The organism is Rhodopirellula sp. P2 (genome assembly GCF_028768465.1).
GTDB lineage: Bacteria > Planctomycetota > Planctomycetia > Pirellulales > Pirellulaceae > Rhodopirellula.
Genome location: NZ_CP118225.1, coordinates 5435955 through 5454198 on the forward strand (window position 1 = coordinate 5435955; position 18244 = coordinate 5454198).

Annotated in this window: 14 protein-coding genes; 5 read left to right on the forward strand and 9 right to left on the reverse strand. The window is 58.6% G+C overall.

The window, feature by feature from the left end:
- The first annotated feature begins 80 nt into the window (after positions 1–80).
- The gene (locus PSR62_RS19225) at positions 81–1901 is read left to right on the forward strand and encodes a hypothetical protein (protein ID WP_274404624.1); all 1821 of its coding nucleotides are present in this window, start codon (positions 81–83) and stop codon (positions 1899–1901) included.
- 208 nt (positions 1902–2109) lie between these two features.
- Here the strand turns inward: PSR62_RS19225 and PSR62_RS19230 are convergent, their stop codons facing one another.
- From PSR62_RS19230 to xseB, 5 genes are read right to left on the reverse strand one after another with little or no spacing between them, the layout of a single operon-like run.
- The gene (locus tag PSR62_RS19230; RefSeq protein WP_274404625.1) at positions 2110–2754 is read right to left on the reverse strand and encodes an RluA family pseudouridine synthase; all 645 of its coding nucleotides are present in this window, start codon (positions 2752–2754) and stop codon (positions 2110–2112) included.
- A 20-nt stretch (positions 2755–2774) separates the two neighbouring features.
- A complete protein-coding gene (locus tag PSR62_RS19235; RefSeq protein WP_274404626.1) occupies positions 2775–3665 on the reverse strand; it encodes an NAD(+)/NADH kinase in 891 nt (296 codons plus the stop codon).
- Positions 3665–5572: a 1-deoxy-D-xylulose-5-phosphate synthase gene (dxs, locus tag PSR62_RS19240; protein WP_274404627.1), complete on the reverse strand. Its 1908-nt coding sequence runs from the start codon at positions 5570–5572 to the stop codon at positions 3665–3667. Before dxs ends, PSR62_RS19235 begins: the two co-directional genes overlap by 1 nt.
- Positions 5569–6516, reverse strand: a complete 948-nt coding sequence (locus PSR62_RS19245) for a polyprenyl synthetase family protein (RefSeq protein ID WP_274408257.1) — start codon at positions 6514–6516, stop codon at positions 5569–5571. The genes dxs and PSR62_RS19245 overlap by 4 nt, the downstream gene beginning before the upstream one ends.
- Positions 6517–6518: 2 nt before the next feature.
- Positions 6519–6893, reverse strand: a complete 375-nt coding sequence (gene xseB, locus PSR62_RS19250) for an exodeoxyribonuclease VII small subunit (RefSeq protein WP_274404628.1) — start codon at positions 6891–6893, stop codon at positions 6519–6521.
- A gap of 172 nt (positions 6894–7065) precedes the next feature.
- Here xseB and PSR62_RS19255 point away from each other — a divergent pair, with 172 nt between their 5' ends.
- Complete coding sequence (locus PSR62_RS19255; protein WP_443217302.1) at positions 7066–8493, forward strand: hypothetical protein; 1428 nt, start codon at positions 7066–7068, stop codon at positions 8491–8493.
- A gap of 488 nt (positions 8494–8981) precedes the next feature.
- On the opposite strand, the gene PSR62_RS19260 is transcribed toward PSR62_RS19255, so the two are convergent.
- The 3 genes from PSR62_RS19260 to PSR62_RS19270 all read right to left on the reverse strand — a co-directional run bounded on the left by PSR62_RS19260 (position 8982) and on the right by PSR62_RS19270 (position 11402).
- Positions 8982–9449: an NUDIX hydrolase gene (locus tag PSR62_RS19260; RefSeq protein WP_274404630.1), complete on the reverse strand. Its 468-nt coding sequence runs from the start codon at positions 9447–9449 to the stop codon at positions 8982–8984.
- 75 nt (positions 9450–9524) lie between these two features.
- On the reverse strand, positions 9525–10670 hold the full coding sequence (locus PSR62_RS19265; RefSeq protein ID WP_274404631.1) for a DUF4013 domain-containing protein: 1146 nt from the start codon (positions 10668–10670) through the stop codon (positions 9525–9527).
- 468 nt (positions 10671–11138) lie between these two features.
- Positions 11139–11402, reverse strand: coding sequence for a hypothetical protein (locus tag PSR62_RS19270; protein ID WP_274408333.1), 264 nt, complete (start codon positions 11400–11402; stop codon positions 11139–11141).
- Between PSR62_RS19270 and PSR62_RS19275 the strand changes: the two genes are divergently transcribed.
- Together PSR62_RS19275 and PSR62_RS19280 are read left to right on the forward strand one after the other, a co-directional pair.
- The gene (locus PSR62_RS19275; protein WP_274404632.1) at positions 11354–13513 is read left to right on the forward strand and encodes an alpha-amylase/4-alpha-glucanotransferase domain-containing protein; all 2160 of its coding nucleotides are present in this window, start codon (positions 11354–11356) and stop codon (positions 13511–13513) included. The genes PSR62_RS19270 and PSR62_RS19275 overlap by 49 nt on opposite strands.
- 252 nt (positions 13514–13765) lie before the next feature.
- A complete protein-coding gene (locus PSR62_RS19280; protein WP_274404633.1) occupies positions 13766–14653 on the forward strand; it encodes a serine/threonine-protein kinase in 888 nt (295 codons plus the stop codon).
- 355 nt (positions 14654–15008) lie between these two features.
- Here PSR62_RS19280 and PSR62_RS19285 read toward each other — a convergent pair whose 3' ends face one another.
- Positions 15009–16421 carry a mandelate racemase/muconate lactonizing enzyme family protein gene (locus PSR62_RS19285; protein ID WP_274404634.1) on the reverse strand — a complete coding sequence of 471 codons (1413 nt, stop codon included), beginning with the start codon at positions 16419–16421 and terminating at the stop codon, positions 15009–15011.
- Positions 16422–16647: 226 nt separating this feature from the next.
- Between PSR62_RS19285 and PSR62_RS19290 the strand changes: the two genes are divergently transcribed.
- Positions 16648–18129: a DUF1501 domain-containing protein gene (locus PSR62_RS19290; RefSeq protein ID WP_274404635.1), complete on the forward strand. Its 1482-nt coding sequence runs from the start codon at positions 16648–16650 to the stop codon at positions 18127–18129.
- Positions 18130–18244 lie beyond the last annotated feature (115 nt).

Consider the following 18244-nt stretch of genomic DNA (forward strand, 5'->3'; position numbering starts at 1 on the left):
CGAGAAAGGTGTGGGGAGAGAGAGAGGTGGGGAAGGTCTTCGCGAGTAAACCCGCGAGAGCACCACTATACCTGATCGCCGTGATTATTTGGCTGATTCCTGAACTTCCAATCCAGGCATCCGCGGACGACACACCTCCCACCACGGCCACCAAACACGTTGATACCGAAACGGTCGCCGAACCCAAAACTCCCGATCCCAGTTCGCTCGACCGAGTGACGGCGTTCATTCCGCTGCCGTCGGCCGCTGATCCACCCCCACTGGAATCGCAATCCGAATCGCCAGGTGCCCACGCCTTTCAGACCGCCGAGATGTCCGCCCGAGCGGACTCGCCCAACCCGGCCGACGAGATCTGGTCCGCCTACATCGATCTGTGGAAATCTCATCATGCGACCCCCAGCCAAAGAGAACTCCGAACCCTGTTTGGACTCCCCGCAGATGCCGATGTGCTGATCACGGACCGTCGTGGCCGAGTGGCTCCCAGCGAACTGCAATGGCGGCCCGGTTCCTTTCGCGTCTGGCAAACCGATCACTTCGAAATCCTCAGCCAAGCGGATGATGTCGCTTCCCGAACCGTTGCCGAGGCCCTCGAGCGAGAATACTGGGTCTGGACTCAAATCTTCTTTCCGATCTGGTCCGGACGAAGCCAAGTCGCATCGATCGTCAGCGACTGGGACCGCCAATCGACCACCGCGGTCGACCATTTGAAATCGAGGTCGTCGCCCGCTCGGCTTGCACACGGACAACGCCACCGCGTCGTTTTGCTGGCAGACCAGGAAAGCTATCGCGCCACGATCGCCTCCGCGTTTCGCAACACGGACACCTCTGCCGTGGCTGCCTCCACCGGATTCTACAGCGACACCCTGCGACTCTCGTTCTTCTTTCCTCAACGAGACCTGGCCAGCTTGCATCACGAAATCTGTCATCAACTGTTCACCGAAGCCTCCGCCAACGCATCCCGACGTCGGCCAACTCGCGGGCAAACCTTCGCGACGGCGACAACCGAAGACTTTTGGTTGATTGAAGGCATGGCGGGCTACTTTGAATCCCTTCGGTACGAACGATCGCTTGCGTACGTCGGCGGATGGGAATCCCCGCGATTGCAATTGGCTCGTTACCAAGCGTTGATCGGCGGAGTCCCAATCGCGTCTCTGGACGACCTGCGCGGCACTCGGGACCAGGTTCAATCCAAGCCCGATCTAGCTCGCTGGTATTCCCAATCCGCCCTGCGAACGCATTACCTGATGGACGCCGCTGGGCCCCCTCAACGCCGCCGACTGCTCAAGCAGTTGGCAGACCTCTATTCGCACCCCAAGCCAGCCGACACGACGGGCACAGCCGATGATGTTGCCGCAAACGAGACCAACCCGGCCGCCATCTTGCGTTACCTTCGAGTCGACGACGCTCATCTGAACCACAATCCGGCCAAAGGCGACCTGACAACGCTGTGCCTGGCCGGTTGCAACCTCACTGGAAACGGGCTAGCCAAACAGAAACGAATTCACGGTCTGACCTGGTGCGACCTTTCACGATTGCCTCTGACAGACGCCGACGTCCTTCGCTTGGTTGCTGACACGGAACAACTGGACCAACTGAGCCTGGAGGCGACACAGGTGACCAACCAAATCGCCACGCTGTTGCAGGGTGCGAACCAGTTGAGAGAACTCGACCTCAGCTACACCGCCATCGACGACTCCGTACTGAAGTCGATTCCGCAATCAGCCTCGACGCTTTGGATGACAGGCACCAACTTGACCGATCAAGCGATCGACACTTTGATCGCACTGCCTCGATTGAAAACCATCGATCTCCAACGCACCAAGATCACAGAGCGAGGATTGCAACGTTTCCGGCAAGCCAAGCCCGACTGCCAACTCAACCCGCTGAATATCCCCGAGTGATTCGCACGGCAAAGTTCAACGCCGATCCAACCGACCTGAACAAAGCCGATTGGGATCCTCCGTTTCGGCGTGAGCCTGGACTGCTAAGCAGGTACGCAGGTGTCATCGGGTATGTGAGCCGTTGGCGTTCGCCACGGTTTTCAAGCACAACCGTGGCGAACGCCAAAACGGCTTACACCTTTGCCTACATCAACACCAACCGGCTCACCTAGAACGGCAACTCAGGCAACACGACCTCGACGGCGCGTCCGTTGGTCGGGTCTCGAAACGACAACTGGGCGGCGACGAGCTGCAACGCGGACTCATCCGCTGCGCTTCCATACAACGGGTCGCCGACGATCGGGTGACCGCGGTGAGCAGACTGGATTCGCAATTGATGCATTCGGCCGGTAACAGGCCGAAGCTCAATTCGAGAACGATTCAACGTCGCGTCGTAATCCAGGAAGCTCACCTTTGTTTCCGCGGCGCGTGCATCGACTGTTTCAGGCCCAACGACCTCCGCACGGGCCTGGTCGGGCGTCTTGGCGAGATGATCCTGCCATGGCTCTTGCTTGCAAGCCTCGCGAGCATCGCCTTCCACCACCGCGATGTACTTTTTTTGAACGCGTCGCAACCGAAACTGCTCGCTCAGCAAACGCGCCGCTTTCTTGCGGAGTGCGATCAAGACCAATCCCGACACGGGACGGTCGAGCCGGTGCACGGCAGTCAAATAGCTGGCGGCGTTTCCCGCTTCAGCGAACTGTTCGCGCAATTGCGATTGAAGGCACGGCGTGCCCGGTGGCGATGTGGTCGGAAGGCCCGCCGGTTTGCACACGACGACACACGAGTGAGAGGCCCAAAGAATTTCAATCATCGACATATCGTGATCTCGGCTCACGACTGTCGCAACGCCAATCGCCCTGACCAACCCAACTTTTCACGCAACGTGCGATAATCGTTTTGGCCGGGAACTCGCAGCATTTCAAACGCCACCGGCGCCCGGTGCACACGAACACGATCGCCCGATTTCAACTGGCCGAGGATTCGACCGTCCACCACGATGCTGGTCGATGCATTGGGTTCCGTCACCGCCAGTTCCAAACGCGTGTCCGCGGAATCCACCAGGGGACGGTAGGTCAACGTGTGCGGGCTGATCGGCGAGATCACAATCGCTTGCAATTGCCGCCTCAAGATCGGCCCCCCGGCGGACAGATTGTGAGCCGTCGACCCCACGGGGGTCGCCACGATCAACCCGTCGCATCGATACTGGGTCGCCAATTCATCATCGGCGTACAGGTCAATGTCCAGAATCGCGAACGGCGGTCCGTTCAAAATGGCCGCTTCGTTGAGCGCCATCGATTGGGCGATGACCTGATCGTCTCGAACATGCTGGACCTCCAGCATCAGATGCCGAATGATCGAAAAGTCGCCATGACAGACCTTGGGCCAAGCGTCCAAGAAATCTTCCGGCGACAGCGCGGCCAAAAACCCCAGGCGACCGCAATTGATCCCCAGCACCGGAGTTTGATGGCTGCCCATCTGACGGGCGGACTGCAGAATGGATCCATCCCCCCCAATGACAATCACCAAATCGAGGTCGTCATCGGAGAAGTCATAAGTGAACTCAAAGTCGGCCGCGACCAATTCAGCATGCGACTGAATCGTCGGCCGAAGACGCTTCCAAGCGGAGGACACGTTGTTCTTGTCAGGTGCCCCCAACACAACAATTCGCGGCGGGCGACCACAGCCACACCAATCCGGAGCTTCTCCGCTGGAAGATGACATCAGACACCAACCTGCGAACCGACCTCAGAAGCCGCTTCACGACACACCTCGATCACCTTCTGGGCAGACAAAGTGGATTCGTCCAGCAACTGTGAACGGTCACCGTGCAACACAAACTCGTCGGGCAATGCCAATCGATGAACGGCTCGCGTGTCCAAGCGTTGGTCCACCGCTGATTCCAAGAATGCGGAACCAAAGCCGCCCACTCGAGTGCCTTCTTCCAGCGTCACGACAAAGCGTCCGTCGCCGAGAGCTGTGCGGACCATCTCCGCATCGATCGGTTTGACAAAGCGAGCGTTGACGACGCCGATTTCCAGCTCGCCTTCCAACCGCTCCGCCGCCACGATCGCTTGTTCCAGCATCGCACCGTAAGCCACGATTGTGCCGTCCGCTCCTTCGCGAATCCACTCGGCCTTGCCGACTTCGATCGGTGCTGGTGTGTGAGTGGCCTCGAGCGCCGATGCCTTCGGATAGCGAATCCCAGACGGATGATCGAGCGTCAGCGCCGTGTCCAACATCATCGACAACTCTTGGGCGTAGCCCGGCGCCATCAGCACCATGTTCGGGAACAAACGCAGGTAGCCGATGTCGTAAACCCCGTGGTGAGTCGGCCCATCCGGCGCAGTCAAACCAGCCCGGTCCATCATGAACACGACCGGCAAATCCTGCAGAGCGACTTCTTGGAAAATCTGGTCGTAGCTGCGTTGCAGAAACGTGCTGTAAATGTCCACGATCGGCCGCATGCCGGTCTTGCACTGCCCTGCGGCAAACGCAACCGCATGCGATTCGCAGATGCCAACGTCAAAGAATCGATCCGCGAATTTTTCGCGAACAGGTTCCAGCTTGTTGCCCTGGCACATCGCGGCGGTGATGACCGTGACTCGCGAATCACGTTCCATGGCCGCGCCAATCGCGTCGCGGGCGTGAGTCGTGTAGGGAGGCTGCCCGTCGCTGCCTCGGGTGACCGGCGTGCCACCACGGTCTTCGAAAGCGGGTGGCGTGTGAAAGAACACGGGATCTTCTGCGGCGGGTTTGTAACCGTGTCCCTTTTCGGTCACCACGTGCAGCAGAACCGGCCCAGGAGTCTCCCGGCACAGCCGCAAGTATTTCTGCATCAACGGGATGTCGTGACCATCGATGGGACCGATGTAGCGAATGCCGAGTTCCTCAAACAGCATGCCGCCGAGCAAACCAGCCTTGACGCCTTCTTTCATCTGCGCCAGCAACCGCTCGGCCGGGTCGCCGAACATCGGCACGCGTTCGAGCAACTTGGTGACCTCGTGCTTCAGCCCCGTGTAGAACGGGTTGCCGCGCAACCGGTCCAAGTACTGAGCCACGGAACCGGTGCGATGACAGATCGACATTTTGTTGTCGTTCAGAACGATCGTCAGATCGTCGCCGAGTTCACCTGCGTTGTTGAGCGCCTCAAAGACGACTCCACAGGGAAAGGCTCCATCCCCAATCACCGCCACCGTCCGGCGATCCTCTTGGTTCATCAGAATATCGCCACTGCGCAGCCCGACCGCCGTGCTGACGCTGCACCCCGCATGCCCCGTCATGAACAGGTCGTAGACACTTTCGTGGGGGTTGGGATATCCCATCAACCCACCGGCCGTGCGGATGGTCTCGAAACGGTCGTAGCGACCGGTGACCAATTTGTGTGGGTACACCTGGTGACCGGTGTCCCAAATCAAACGATCGGTGCGAAAGTCGAATTCGCTGTGCAGGGCCAGACAAAGTTCCACCACGCCCAAGTTGGACGCAAAGTGGGCGGTTCGCGTTGCCAGCAAATTGCACAGCACGTCGCGGATTTCAACAGCCGCGTCACTCAGTTGCGCGGGGGACCAGTTTGCCAGCGGCGTTGCATCCTGCAAACCAGCCAGCAGTGGGTGTTTGTGTTCAATCAATTTGTACGCTCCAAAACAAAGTCCGCCAATTCTCTTAACCGCTGCGCAGTCGCTCCGAACAACTGCAGCGATTCGTGCGCCGTGCAAATCGTCGCTTTGGCGTGGGCTCTTGCCCGATCCAGTCCCATCAATCCCGGGTAAGTCAGCTTGCCACGGCCGTCGTCTTTGCCCGTTCGTTTTCCAAGTTGTTCGTCAGTGGACGTGCAATCCAGCAAATCGTCCGTGATTTGAAAGGCGAGTCCAAACGCTTTAGCGTAATCGGTCAAGGCCGAAACCGCCCGCGAATCTGCTCCGGCGGAAATTGCGCCCATGGCTGCACAGGCCATGAACAATGCCCCCGTTTTTCGTTGATGGATCGCTTCCAGGTGCTTCAGCGCCGAATCGGGGCCACCAAAGTCCTCCACGGTGCGTTTCTCCGCATCCAAGTCATCGGCCTGGCCGCCGACCAACCCTGCAGGCCCCGCTGCGGTGGCCAGGGTCCCAATCAGCGCGGCCGAGCGTGCAGCGTCGGGGGTGCTTTGGTGCAGATGAGCAAATGCCATGGACTGCAACGCGTCACCAGCCAAAATCGCCGTGGCCTCGTCAAACTCAATGTGCGTCGTCGGTCGCCCACGCCGCAAATCGTCGTCATCCATCGCAGGCAGGTCGTCATGGATCAGCGAATAAGCATGGATCATCTCGATCGCCACCGCCGCTGGCATCGCGCCAGCGAGATCGCCACCGCACGCTTCCGCCGACATGATCGTCAACATCGGACGAAGCCGCTTTCCCGGAGCCAAGACGGCGTACCGGATCGCAGCCGCCAATCGCTCTGGCACTCCAGCCCGATCCCGGCAGGCTTCTTCCAAAGCCGCTTCCACTGCTGGACGTCGAGCGTCCATGTAGTCCTTCAATGATTCGTGGGTCTCATCCGACTGTTCGCGGTGTTCACCCGATGCATCCACACTCACTCATCATCCTCCAAGGTTTCCGCGCCAGAAACTCCGCGACGCTTGCCACGGGACGCTTGCTTTTGAATCAACGACTCGCTGCCCGACATATTTTCAAGCGGTTCCGTCACCGGACGCCCCTCCGCATCCACGCCCGCTAAGACGGAGATCTTGCGTTCGGCGACGTCGAGCAACTGGTAACACTGTCGCATCTTGGACACCGCCACCTCGTATTGCTTCAAGGATTCATCCAGCGTCAACGCCCCGGATTCCAGCTTTCGGACGATGGATTCGACATCTCCCAGCGTCGTTTCGAAATCCGCGAGATCCGTCGCGGATGCGTCGGTTGTGCCGGTCTCGTCCACAGGGGGGTTCCGTTTCTTCTTAGCCAAAACTTGATTTTCCCGGATTGGATGAGGATGGTCAGTGCGATTTTTTGACCAGCAATTGTTTGTGGTCTAGTGTTCCGGAGAAGCGGTGTTCTTGAACTATAGCAGACAGTGCATCGCACTCATCAGGCCACGCCTGACCCGATTTTGCCCCGGAATTTGAATCTCCAGCCACATGGCTCGAAATAACCGAAAACGTAAGCGACGACTGACTTCTCCTGCTCCGCAATCGCGGCCACAGGTGGAGCAACTCGGTGCTGGCAATATCGAAGGGACCGAAAATCCTTGCGAGCAAGTCCCTGAATCGACTGCAATGTCAACCAACACATCCACTCCAAACGATCCGAACGACAAAGTTCGAGCGAAATCCGCTGCAAGCGGCGCGGGGCTGACTCGCGCTGACATCGAGGATGTTGTTTCCGATGCTGCCACGCCAATCGATCTTCGCCTGCAAGAAATTGTCTCGCTCCTGAACGAGTTCGAAGGCCGCCTGACCACGCGACTGGACGAGTTCGACCTGCCGCCGAGGACTTCCTCCGAACGAGCGGAACTCTCGCTCGAAGCGGAAACGCCCGACGAACCCGACGAACTGACCTTCGCCGAAGAACCCGAAGACACGGAAACTCACGCGCATTCGCCAGAGATCGCCTACCACGATTACTCTGCCTATGACGAGAACCCTGCGTACGAGGAAGAGACGACCTACGCCGAAGATCCCTCGTTCGCAGAAGCCGCTGCCTCCGAAGACCCAGCGCCGGCGGCCCCAGCCTACGACGAGCAATCAGAATGCCCGGAACTCGAACCGGAGCTCACCGCCGAACCAGTCGCTGGCTCCTGGCAACCGCCAATGGCGGAGGAAGCACCAACCGACTACGTCGACTTGGTCTCGCCGGAAGTTCACCGACTGGAGGAAGAACTGCAGTCCGAACGCATGCGTTCGCACGAACTGCAAACCCAGAATGAAGAACTCGCTGCTCAACTGGCGTCGTCTGGCGTCACTCGCACCGTGTCCGACACGCAGGGCTGCGACGATTCGATGTCTTGGGAAGAACGCAAGGCAAAGATTCTGGAACAGATGGAGAATGACGACTTCAACGAGGAGTCATTCCTGGAATCCCTGTCGCAGTCATCTCAAGACATTGCTGCCTCGATTGATCCAGACTGGATTCACAATCCGGTGGCGTTCATCGACGACTTGGTCGACCGATTGGCGCAGGCTGAGCAAACGATTGCCGAACGCAACGCCGAGATTCACGAATTGCAAATCCTGTTGCAAAACCGTGCCGACACCCGCAATGACAACGTCGCCTTCGGTGCCGCCGCCATTGCAGGCATGGTCGACTCCGATGAATTGGTGATGGCCGAACGCGCCCGACTGGCAGAATTGAAAACCGAATGGGAAGACAAATTCCGCACCGCCGAAATCGAAGTTTCGCTGGAACGCGCCAAACTATCGCGTGAACGACAGACGCTGGCTCGTCGTGCTGAAGAGCTAGAAGAACAGATTGAACAACTGCAACGCGAAAAACGCGATGCCCGTGATTACCCCAAAGCCGGTCGCCGATGGCTGGCCGAACTGGGACTGCAATCCGAAGGCGAGTGACTTGGTAGCGTGAAGCGTGACGGCGAGTCGACTGAGTCGCCAACGACGTTCCAACGCATCTAGATGGGCACTTTTGCCCGTCAGAGTTGTGGATGTCGGCCAAGAGTGGCCAACCTGCAGCCAGGCCTCCCCTCCGTCACTCCATGCAAAAACCGCTCCAAGCGGGCAATCCACTTGGGCGGCGATTACCAGGCGGCTCCGATGGCTAAAAAATTTCAGCCCGCCAGCAAGGATTATTTCTTGCGGTGACGAATCTTGGCTCGCATCCGTCGTTTCTTGCGGCCTACTTTGCGTCGTCCCTTGCCAGATTTCTTGGTACCCACCTAGATCGCTCTCCTGGAAAAATGTTCGTGTTTTGCGTGCATGGCCAGATTTCGCATCGAGGAATCGCCAATCTTTGGCGTTCCAAACAGGGGCGAATCAAACACCGGCCGGATCGAATCGCGTAGCGTAGCAGAACACCAGCGACCGACAAGGTGAGTTTCCGCTCAGGTCTGCGAGGAATCTGTCCATGGCAGTTCAATTTCGCTGTTCCGCCACGCCGCCACAAATTCAGGCAAGCTAGGCAGTGTCCCACGTGCTTTGACGATCTCATTGGCCGTCATCCAGTGCACCTCCGAAACTTCCTCAGGATTTGGCACCGGATCAATTTGGTCAGGAAACTCCGCCAGCCACCAGGCCAACCGAGTTCCCCACGGCGTGACACTTCGCCAACACAATCGCGTTGGCGTCACGTCAATCGTCAACTCTTCTTGCATTTCGCGAACGAGCGCTTCTTCTTCGCTTTCCCCGGCCTCAATGCCTCCGCCCGGCAAACACAATTTGCCAGGCGCATTGACGGTCAATGAACGACGAATGATCAGCAATTTCTCTTCGCGGAACATCACTCCGATCACACCGCGTTTGCGGTTGCGATGATGAGAGTGCGGCTGTTTCGCGTGGGGCAATCGAGTCATGCTTCGCTTCTACCACCTGAGCGAAGTCACAACAAGGGAACCAAACCGAGTTTCAACGGTGAGGTGCTGACGCAATCACACGCCGACGAACGGCACCGGCACCAGCAAAGCGTGCTGGCGAACCCAGGTTTCCACCCCATCCCAGCTGGTGAATTGACTGCCCAACAGAACCAACATGTAGAAGCCAACGATTGCGGGCATGACCACCAAACGGACCGCCCAACGAGAAACGAACCACCATCGCCCCGCCCAAACGCTCGGCACCCATTCGCCCGATTCGGCCTCGGCCCGTCGCCGCCGGCATCGACGCAGCGCCAACCCTTCTGCGATTCGAGCCGGCAGCATGAAGGCCACGAAGACCAAGCAAGGCAACCAAGTGATTTCTTGCGGGGTGGCCTCGATCTTCAGCAAATACAACGGGATCGGCATCAACACCAACCCCACCAACATCGCTCCGGCCCAAGCCCAGGGTGCATAACGAAAATCGCTTCGAACTTGCCGCCACTGGAACATCGCCCGCCAATTGTTCTGGGCCGCAAAATGAGTTTGCAACATCGGCAAATACAGCAACACGAACGCGAGTGCAATCAATGCCACCACACCCAAGACTCCATCGGCCGCGTTGTCGCCCTGCCGAGTCACTCCCATGATCACAAACGCGGGGACCAGCCAAACCAACGTCAAGAACGCTCCGCGAATCCCCATCCAAAACAAAGCGGGAATTCGCAGGTCTCGCAGGAACTCCCACACTTGATCGGCGAACCGCGACCAAGTCGATGGACGCCATGCCTCTTTGAAAAAGCGTTTCGGCTGGGGCCACAGGTAATGTTTCAAACGACCGCCACGCACCCACGCCCAGCCCAAATAAACAGTCAAGAACGCCGACAGAGCGATCGCTCCAATCCTCAGTCGAGTCGCATTCGGCGAACCCGGATCAATCACTGCGGCGACGGATTCCCAGTGGGCCAGCAAACGCGTCGGCGCCGAGGCGATCGCCAACGCCAAAAACGCGGCCCCGCACACCCCTGCTGCATTCAGATTCGGCAACGCGCCCTTGAGCTGCCCACCGGAGGCCAAATGCCCGGCGACAGCCAGCAAGTATCCCAGCGTGATCAACTGCAACAGCGGCAGTGCGGTGACAAAAGCCAGGATCAACGCCAGCGACGCGAGGCAAAACAGCGTCCAGGTGGCTTTTCGGATGGATTGAAAGAATCGTCGCATACCCGGTCTTCGAACTCGCTCGAGCAATCTTGGCAAGGAAAAGACAGTTCGCCCGTCAAAATCGGGAGCAGGTGGGGGAGAGAGTTTGACAGGACCACAGGGAACCGCGTGCTGTTCACATCAACTTACCAGTATCAGACGCAAGCTTTTGGTCCGAAGCATCAGTTCTAAATGATTGACGTGAAACCGGTCGCACGGTGGTCCCCCACCGTGACCCGAGCACCACCAGAGTAGAACAATTGTCCCCAATTGTTCCGTCAACCAAAGCTCCCCCCCAAAACTCCTCCCACCCAATCCAAGCTTTCCCCCGGCCCAAGCTTTCCCCCGGCCGCGTCCACGCCAACAGCCAAGAACAACTGCTGGGCGCTCATCACCGAGGTGCCCCAACCAGCACAGGTGGCTTTTGGGCTGCCGCACGAACCCGCAGAATCGGTACAACCGTTGTTTCCGCTCAAGCTGGCACAACCGTCAGCCGATGAAGTTCGCAGCGGTTGTCGCGAGTATGACGATTGCGCCCTTTGACCGGCTGGAAACGACCAGCGAATTTGGCTGGCCCAAACATTCGCGTCGTTTCGAAAAATCCGGTTGTTTTTTGCATTCGCGCCATGCATGCAAATCGTAAAATTCGCGCACCGTCATCGCCCGTTTCACGACGTCCTTCCACACACTGAATTCCAGCGCCCATGTCGCCTCACGTTCACCTTTGCTTGGTTCTTCACAACCACCAGCCAATCGGAAACTTCGATGGCGTGTTTGAACAAGCCTACCAGGACAGCTACTTGCCGTTTCTGGAAGTGTTTGAACCGTACGACGCACTGAACATTTCCCTGCACACATCCGGCCCGTTGATGCTGTGGATGGCCGAACGCCACCCCGAGTACCTCGACCGGGTGCGTTTGCTGGTCGAAGCCGGACGCATTGAAATCGTAGGCGGGCCTCAGTACGAACCGATCCTGACGATGTTGCCACGTCGCGACCGAGTCGGCCAAATCCAGTCGTACAACTCGTGGCTGCAACGCAACTTGGGCGTCACGCCCGCTGGCATGTGGATGCCCGAACGCGTCTGGGAATCCGGCCTGACCGCCGACGTCGCCGCCGCCGGAATCCGGTACACCGTGCTGGACGATTACCACTTCAAATCCGCAGGGATGGCAGAAGAAGAACTGCGCAGCTACTTCGTCGTGGAAGACCAAGGCCAACTGCTTCGCGTCTTCCCCGGCAGCGAACAACTCCGCTACACCATTCCATTCCGTCCGGCTCACGAAACGATCGACTACCTTCGCGGGATCGCTCATTCGAATCCCGGTGCCGTGATGACATTTGGCGACGATGGCGAAAAGTTCGGTACCTGGCCCGACACCAAATCGCACGTCTATGACGAAGGCTGGTTGCGTTCATTCTTCGACGCGTTGACTGAAAACCAAGAGTGGTTGCACACAGTCACGTTGGCCGATTCGATTCAACGCGCCGCTCCCGCGGGCAAGGCTTACCTGCCCGATTGCAGCTACCGCGAAATGACCGTTTGGTCGTTGCCCGCCGAGTCACAAGAGATTCTCGATGACGTTTCCCACGCGATGGAAAATGACGAGCGTTGGGGCCACTTAGAATCATTCGTGCGTGGCGGTTTCTGGCGGAACTTCAAAGTGAAGTACGAAGAAACCAACGAGATGTACGCTCGCATGATGCACGTCAGCGATCGCCTGGCCAAAGCCGAAGCCAGCGGACATGACGCGGGTGAACTGGCCGAAATTCGCGATCACCTGTATCGCGGCCAATGCAACTGCCCGTACTGGCACGGTGCCTTCGGAGGGATCTACTTGCCTCACCTGCGCAACGCGATCTACGAACACCTGATCCAAGCCGACACGCTGCTGCAAGAAATCGAAGGCACGCTGCACACGGTTTCGGCGACCGCCGGCGATTACGACTACGACGGACAACAAGAAATCCGGCTGTCCAACGAAGCCATGGTCGCGTGGATCGACCCCGCCCAAGGTGGCCGGATGTACGAATGGGATTTGCGTGGCATCAACCACAACTTGTTGGCCACCCTGCAACGCCGCCCCGAAGCCTATCACCGCAAAGTCTTGGCGGGACCCAGCGCCGCTGGTGGCGACGTGGCCAGCATCCACGACCGTGTGGTGTTCAAACAAGAAGGACTGGATCAGATGATTCAGTATGACCGTTACGCTCGCAAAAGCTTGATGGACCACTTCTTTGACAACGAAGCGACATTGGAATCCGTCTCGCGGGGCGAATCCCCTGAACGAGGCGACTTTGTCGACTTGCCATTCGAAGCCAAACTGCGTCGAGGCAGCGACCGCGTCCAAGCTCAACTGCGTCGCGACGGCAACGCCTGGGGAATCCCAATCACGCTGACCAAAGCCGTGACACTGCAACAAGGCAGCGGCAACTTGTCCGTGACTTACTTGTTGGAAAACCTGCCACCGGCCAGCCCACTGCATTTTGCCGTGGAATGGAACTTCGCTGGCTTGCCCTCGGGAGCCGACGACCGATACTTCAGCGATGTTGACGGCAACCAACTCGGGCAACTTGGCCAGCGTCTGGATCTGCAAGACGTACACGGTTTGTCGCTTTCGGATCGCTGGCTCGGCGTCGACATCGACTTGCGAACAGATCGTGAAAGCGGTGTCTGGGCGTTCCCCGTGGAAACGGTCAGCCAAAGTGAAGCCGGCTTCGAACTGGTTCACCAATCGGTGTGCGTGATGCCTCACTGGATCATCACCGCGGACGCCGAAGGTCGCTGGGCGGTCACGATCGACATTGCCACTCGCTGTGAAAGCACGATCGAAGTCCAACAGCACGATCATGTGAACGTCTAAGCAGGTTGGCAGGAATGATGGGGCATCGCCATGTGAGCCGTTTGGGCGTTAGCCCCGGTTGTGCGTGGAAAAAGTAAAAGGCTCACAAACCCGAAGACTCCTGCCTGCTGGCTTCGAAGATGGAAAAGTTGGTTCGTCAAAGATTGGCTGATCAGCGACTTGTTTTTTCAACAAATGATTTGGTTGTGATTTCGATTGGTCGGCACGAGCTCTTCGCCGTGCGAATTCGATGTCCCTTTTGAGGCAACGCCCGTGACGGCACGTTTGAAATTGGTGATGGACCCCGGCGAATCGACGCGTCGGCTTCGCGTCGGCATGCGGTTGGACAAATACCGGCTCGTCAAAAAGCTTGGCGAAGGTGGCTTTGCAACGGTCTACTCAGCGCACGACACGATCGAGGATCGCGACGTGGCGTTGAAGATTCCCGAGGCCGCGTCTTCGGACTCTCACCAATCGGCCGACGATTTGCAACGCGAAGTCCGCATCATGGCAGGCTTGTCTCACGACAGCATTCTGCCGCTCAAGGACGCTCGCTACATCGACGGCCACTTCGTGATGGTCTTCCCGCTGGGGGAAGAGACCTTGCACGATCGCCTGAGTCGCCGCATGGCTCGCGCCACCACGCTGGACTACGTTCGCCAAATGACCTCGGCCGTGGCTTACGCTCACGAACGTCGCATTCTGCACCGCGATATCAAACCGGAAAACTTCATCCTGTTCCCCAACTCGAAGCTCTGCTTGACGGACTTTGGCTTGGCTCGGATTGAACGCGGCCGCCATGCCGTTTCGGCATCAGGAACGCTCGGTTACATCGCTCCAGAACAAGCGATGGGGAAACCCACCTATCGCAGCGATGTGTTCTCGCTGGGGTTGGTGATCTACCGCATGCTGTCAGGTGCTCTTCCCGAGTACCCCTTCGAAGCACCGTTGCCGTCGTATGCGAAACTGCGTCGCGGCTTGAACCAGGAGTTCGTCGATTGGATCCGCAAATCGATGGATCCCAAACCGCTGAAACGATTCCGGGATGGCGTCGCCATGGCAAACGCACTGGACCGAATCAAATCTTTGACCGTCCCAGGATCGACCTCGGGAACAACCTCGGCCCGCAGCACTCGCCACCGCACCCGCCGCGTCGCATAGGCGAAAGCTTGCTGGCCGTCGCGGCAACCAACCCACGTAGCCGGATTCGCCAAGAATTCGGATGATCCAGTTGTTGGCAGCTTTGCCTGTCGTGCAACGCTGGCCGGTGGTGTGTTCTTGACGCAGAGACGCATGGGATCGTTCGAGAGGAGCGACGCTCCCTCCTGAATGTGGCCTGGCTTCCAGCTTGGGAACGAACCAGGTGTCCCTCCGCTCCTGCGTCGACCCAACTCGCGTCCGCGCCGATCATCTCGCCCCGCCAGCGATCTCACGCAAACAGTTGAGGACAACTGTTCTACTCTGGGGACAAGAAGCTTCGCTACGATCCGGCCTGCAAATGCCGGATCCACAACCTTCAGTACCCCAGCCCTGGTCCATCCAAACAACTCGTTGGCACGCTGCCGCCTCGGACTTCGAACATGGGTCCGAACCGGTCCATCCATTCCGCGTTGCCTTCGGGGCAATACTGACGGCCATTGCTTTCCACCGCGGCGACGCCGGGGATGTGAGCCGACAATGACGCGGAGTGCAGCAGCGAGGCACCGACACACGTCAGGTCTTGCACGCACAAGAACAATTTCTCGTGCACCGCGACCGCGCCCAGCAACAACGCTTCGGCGTGTCCCTTGCAGGCCTTCAACGCAATGCCGCTGTAGCCTTGCGAGACCGCCAGGTGCAGGCTTTCCAATCCCGTCAATGATTCATCGATCACCACGGGAATTCTCGCCGCCGCTTGGTGCATCGTGACCGCACCCGGTCGCTTCAAATCACGGTGGGTCGGTTGTTCGATGTACTGGATCCGCCCGAACGCTTCCGGGCATTCGGATTCCAATCGATCCAACAGCCCCAGGACATAGGCTTCATCCTCACAGCGTTCGTTGAAATCCAACGAGAACCACCAAGGCTTGCCCGTCGACGCGCCGCGATCGGTCGTTTCATTCGCCACCGCGTTGATATCGCGAACCCGGCGAAAGTCCCAATCCGCATCGTCACCATTGAGCTTGATCTTCAGATGAGTCAACTCATTTCGAGTGATCCACTCGCCGAGCGTCTCCGGCAACCCGTCCCCGACGGGCGTTGCTAAATCCTCTTGCGTCAACGGATCGAGAGCCCCCACCAAGTGATACAGCGGCAACGTTGCAACCGGAGCTTGCGAGATGAATTGATCCAAACGCAAACCTGCGTAGCGATCGTCTCCCGTCAATTGCCCCAGGTCCGGTGGAAGATGCTCGGCCGAGAGCAAACAGTAGCTGCTCTTCCCGACTGCTTTTCCGTGAGCGTCAAACAACGCCGCTTCGATCGGCGACGCGGCCAGCAAAATCGCCAGTTCAGGGATGGGCGTGGTCAGCTCGTGGCCGCTCGCCACAGCTTCGACCAAGTCATCGCGTTGACTTGCCAATTGCAAACAAACTTCCATCGGATGGCCGGTCAATGTGCCCGACAGTTGGTTGGCCTGCGCGGCCATTCGGCTGGCCAACTCCAAAACCACTTCCAACTTGGTGGCATCGGAGAGCGACGCATCGGGCCACGCCCACGTGACTCCCATGGTCATGCTGCCCACGCCGATCTTGTCGCCATCCGCGACTTGCCCCGCCTGGTTCGTCGCGATGCACTCCGCCGTCAGCACCGTCACCTCTTCCACCACTCTCCCGCCGAATTTCATGGGCGTCCGATAGCGGTAAGACTCGGATTGCAACGTGAATGAGAACTGTTTCAGAGCGGTCGGGGCGGGATTCACGGGGAAAGAAAGTGGCTGTTGAGCGGACAAGGCGGGACTCGAGGTGGAAAGGACGAAGTGATTTTGCCAGCAGTTTAACGCACTCAATCGCTTTTCAGTGACCTCCACCAAGGCAGATTTTCAGCGAAACGATTGCCTTCGCTCGCCAATCTGGTTTACAATGGCAGAGCATCGACCTCCTAAGAACCAACGTCAACTTTCAGGCCGGTTCGTTTGCCCCGCCTCCCATTCCAACCCACCTGCCCACCACCACGCCATGAACGCATCTCGATCAAGCCGTCCAGGGAACTTTTGTGGTCGCACCCGCCGAGAATTCGTCTGGGAAACCGGCTGTGGATTCGGTGCAGCAGCACTCAGTTCGATGCTGGCCTCCGATGGTTTGTTGCCACAGGCATCGGCGGCGACGGCATCCCCCATCGCGGGATCAGCAGGACCGATGGCGATCAAGCCACCGCACTTCGCCCCCAAGGCCAAGACGGTGATCTTCCTGTTCATGTACGGCGGCCCCAGCCACATCGACACGTTCGATCACAAACCCGCCATGAAGGGCATGGATGGAAAGACGGTTGACGTGAAAACCTTCGGCCGCGGCGGACACAAAGCCGGCGGCCGAATCGTCGAGCCACGCTGGGACTTCGCCCCGCATGGCGAGTGCGGAAAAATGGTCAGCACGCTGTTCCCCAACGTCGCCAAACACGTCGACGACATCGCGTTCCTGCATTCCTTGACGGCGGACTCACCGATTCATGGCTCTGCCATGCTGATGATGAACAGCGGCAAAATCTTGTCGGGCTCGCCGGCAATGGGATCTTGGCTGACGTATGGACTGGGCAGCGAAAACCAGAACATGCCGGGCTTTGTCGTGATGCTGGATCACACCGGCGGCCCAATCAGCGGTGCGAAGAACTGGTCGAGTGGTTACATGCCCGCGACCTATCAAGGCACCGTGTTCCGCACCGAAGGCAACCCAATTCTCGACTTGAACCCGCCCTCGGATTTCCCACCCGGGTTGCAACGTCGTCTGATCGATTCGATCCAAGACGCCAATCGCCGTCACTTGGGTCAACACGTCGGCGAAGAACCGCTGGCATCGCGAATTTCGAGTTACGAACTGGCGTATCGGATGCAATCCGCCGCACCAGAAGCAGTGGATCTTTCCGACGAAACAGCAGAAACGTTGTCGATGTACGGGGTGGACAACCCCAAGACACAGGCCTTCGGCAAACGCTGTTTGTTGGCACGTCGGTTGGCCCAACGCGGTGTCCGGTTCATCCAACTCTACAGCGGCGGTGCCCACAACGATGACAACTGGGACGCTCACGGCGACCTGGAAATCAACCACAACAAACACGCTGGCGCCACGGACCAACCGATCGCCGCGTTGCTGGCTGACCTCAAACGAACCGGCATGCTGGATGAAACGCTGGTGGTTTGGGGAGGCGAATTTGGACGCCAACCCACCGCGGAATACGCCAACGGCAGCGGTCGCGACCACAACGCCTACGGCTTCACCATGTGGATGGCAGGCGGCGGGATCAAAGGCGGCGTCAGCTATGGCACCACGGATGAACTCGGTGCCGCCGCAGTCGAAAACCCGCTGCACGTTCGCAACCTGCACGCCACCATCTTGCACCAAATGGGCCTCGACCCAAACCGACTGTCGTACTTCTACGGCGGCTTGGACCAGAAACTGGTCGGAGTCGAACACGTCCGACCCATCCACGAAATCATCGCCTGAGCAGCAAATTGCACTCGGACTTGCGTCCGAGCCTATCGCCTGCCGTCGCTTCGCGACTGGTGCTTCAAAGTTCTCTTAGTCGCGAAGCGACGACAGGCACTAGCCTGGGACGTCA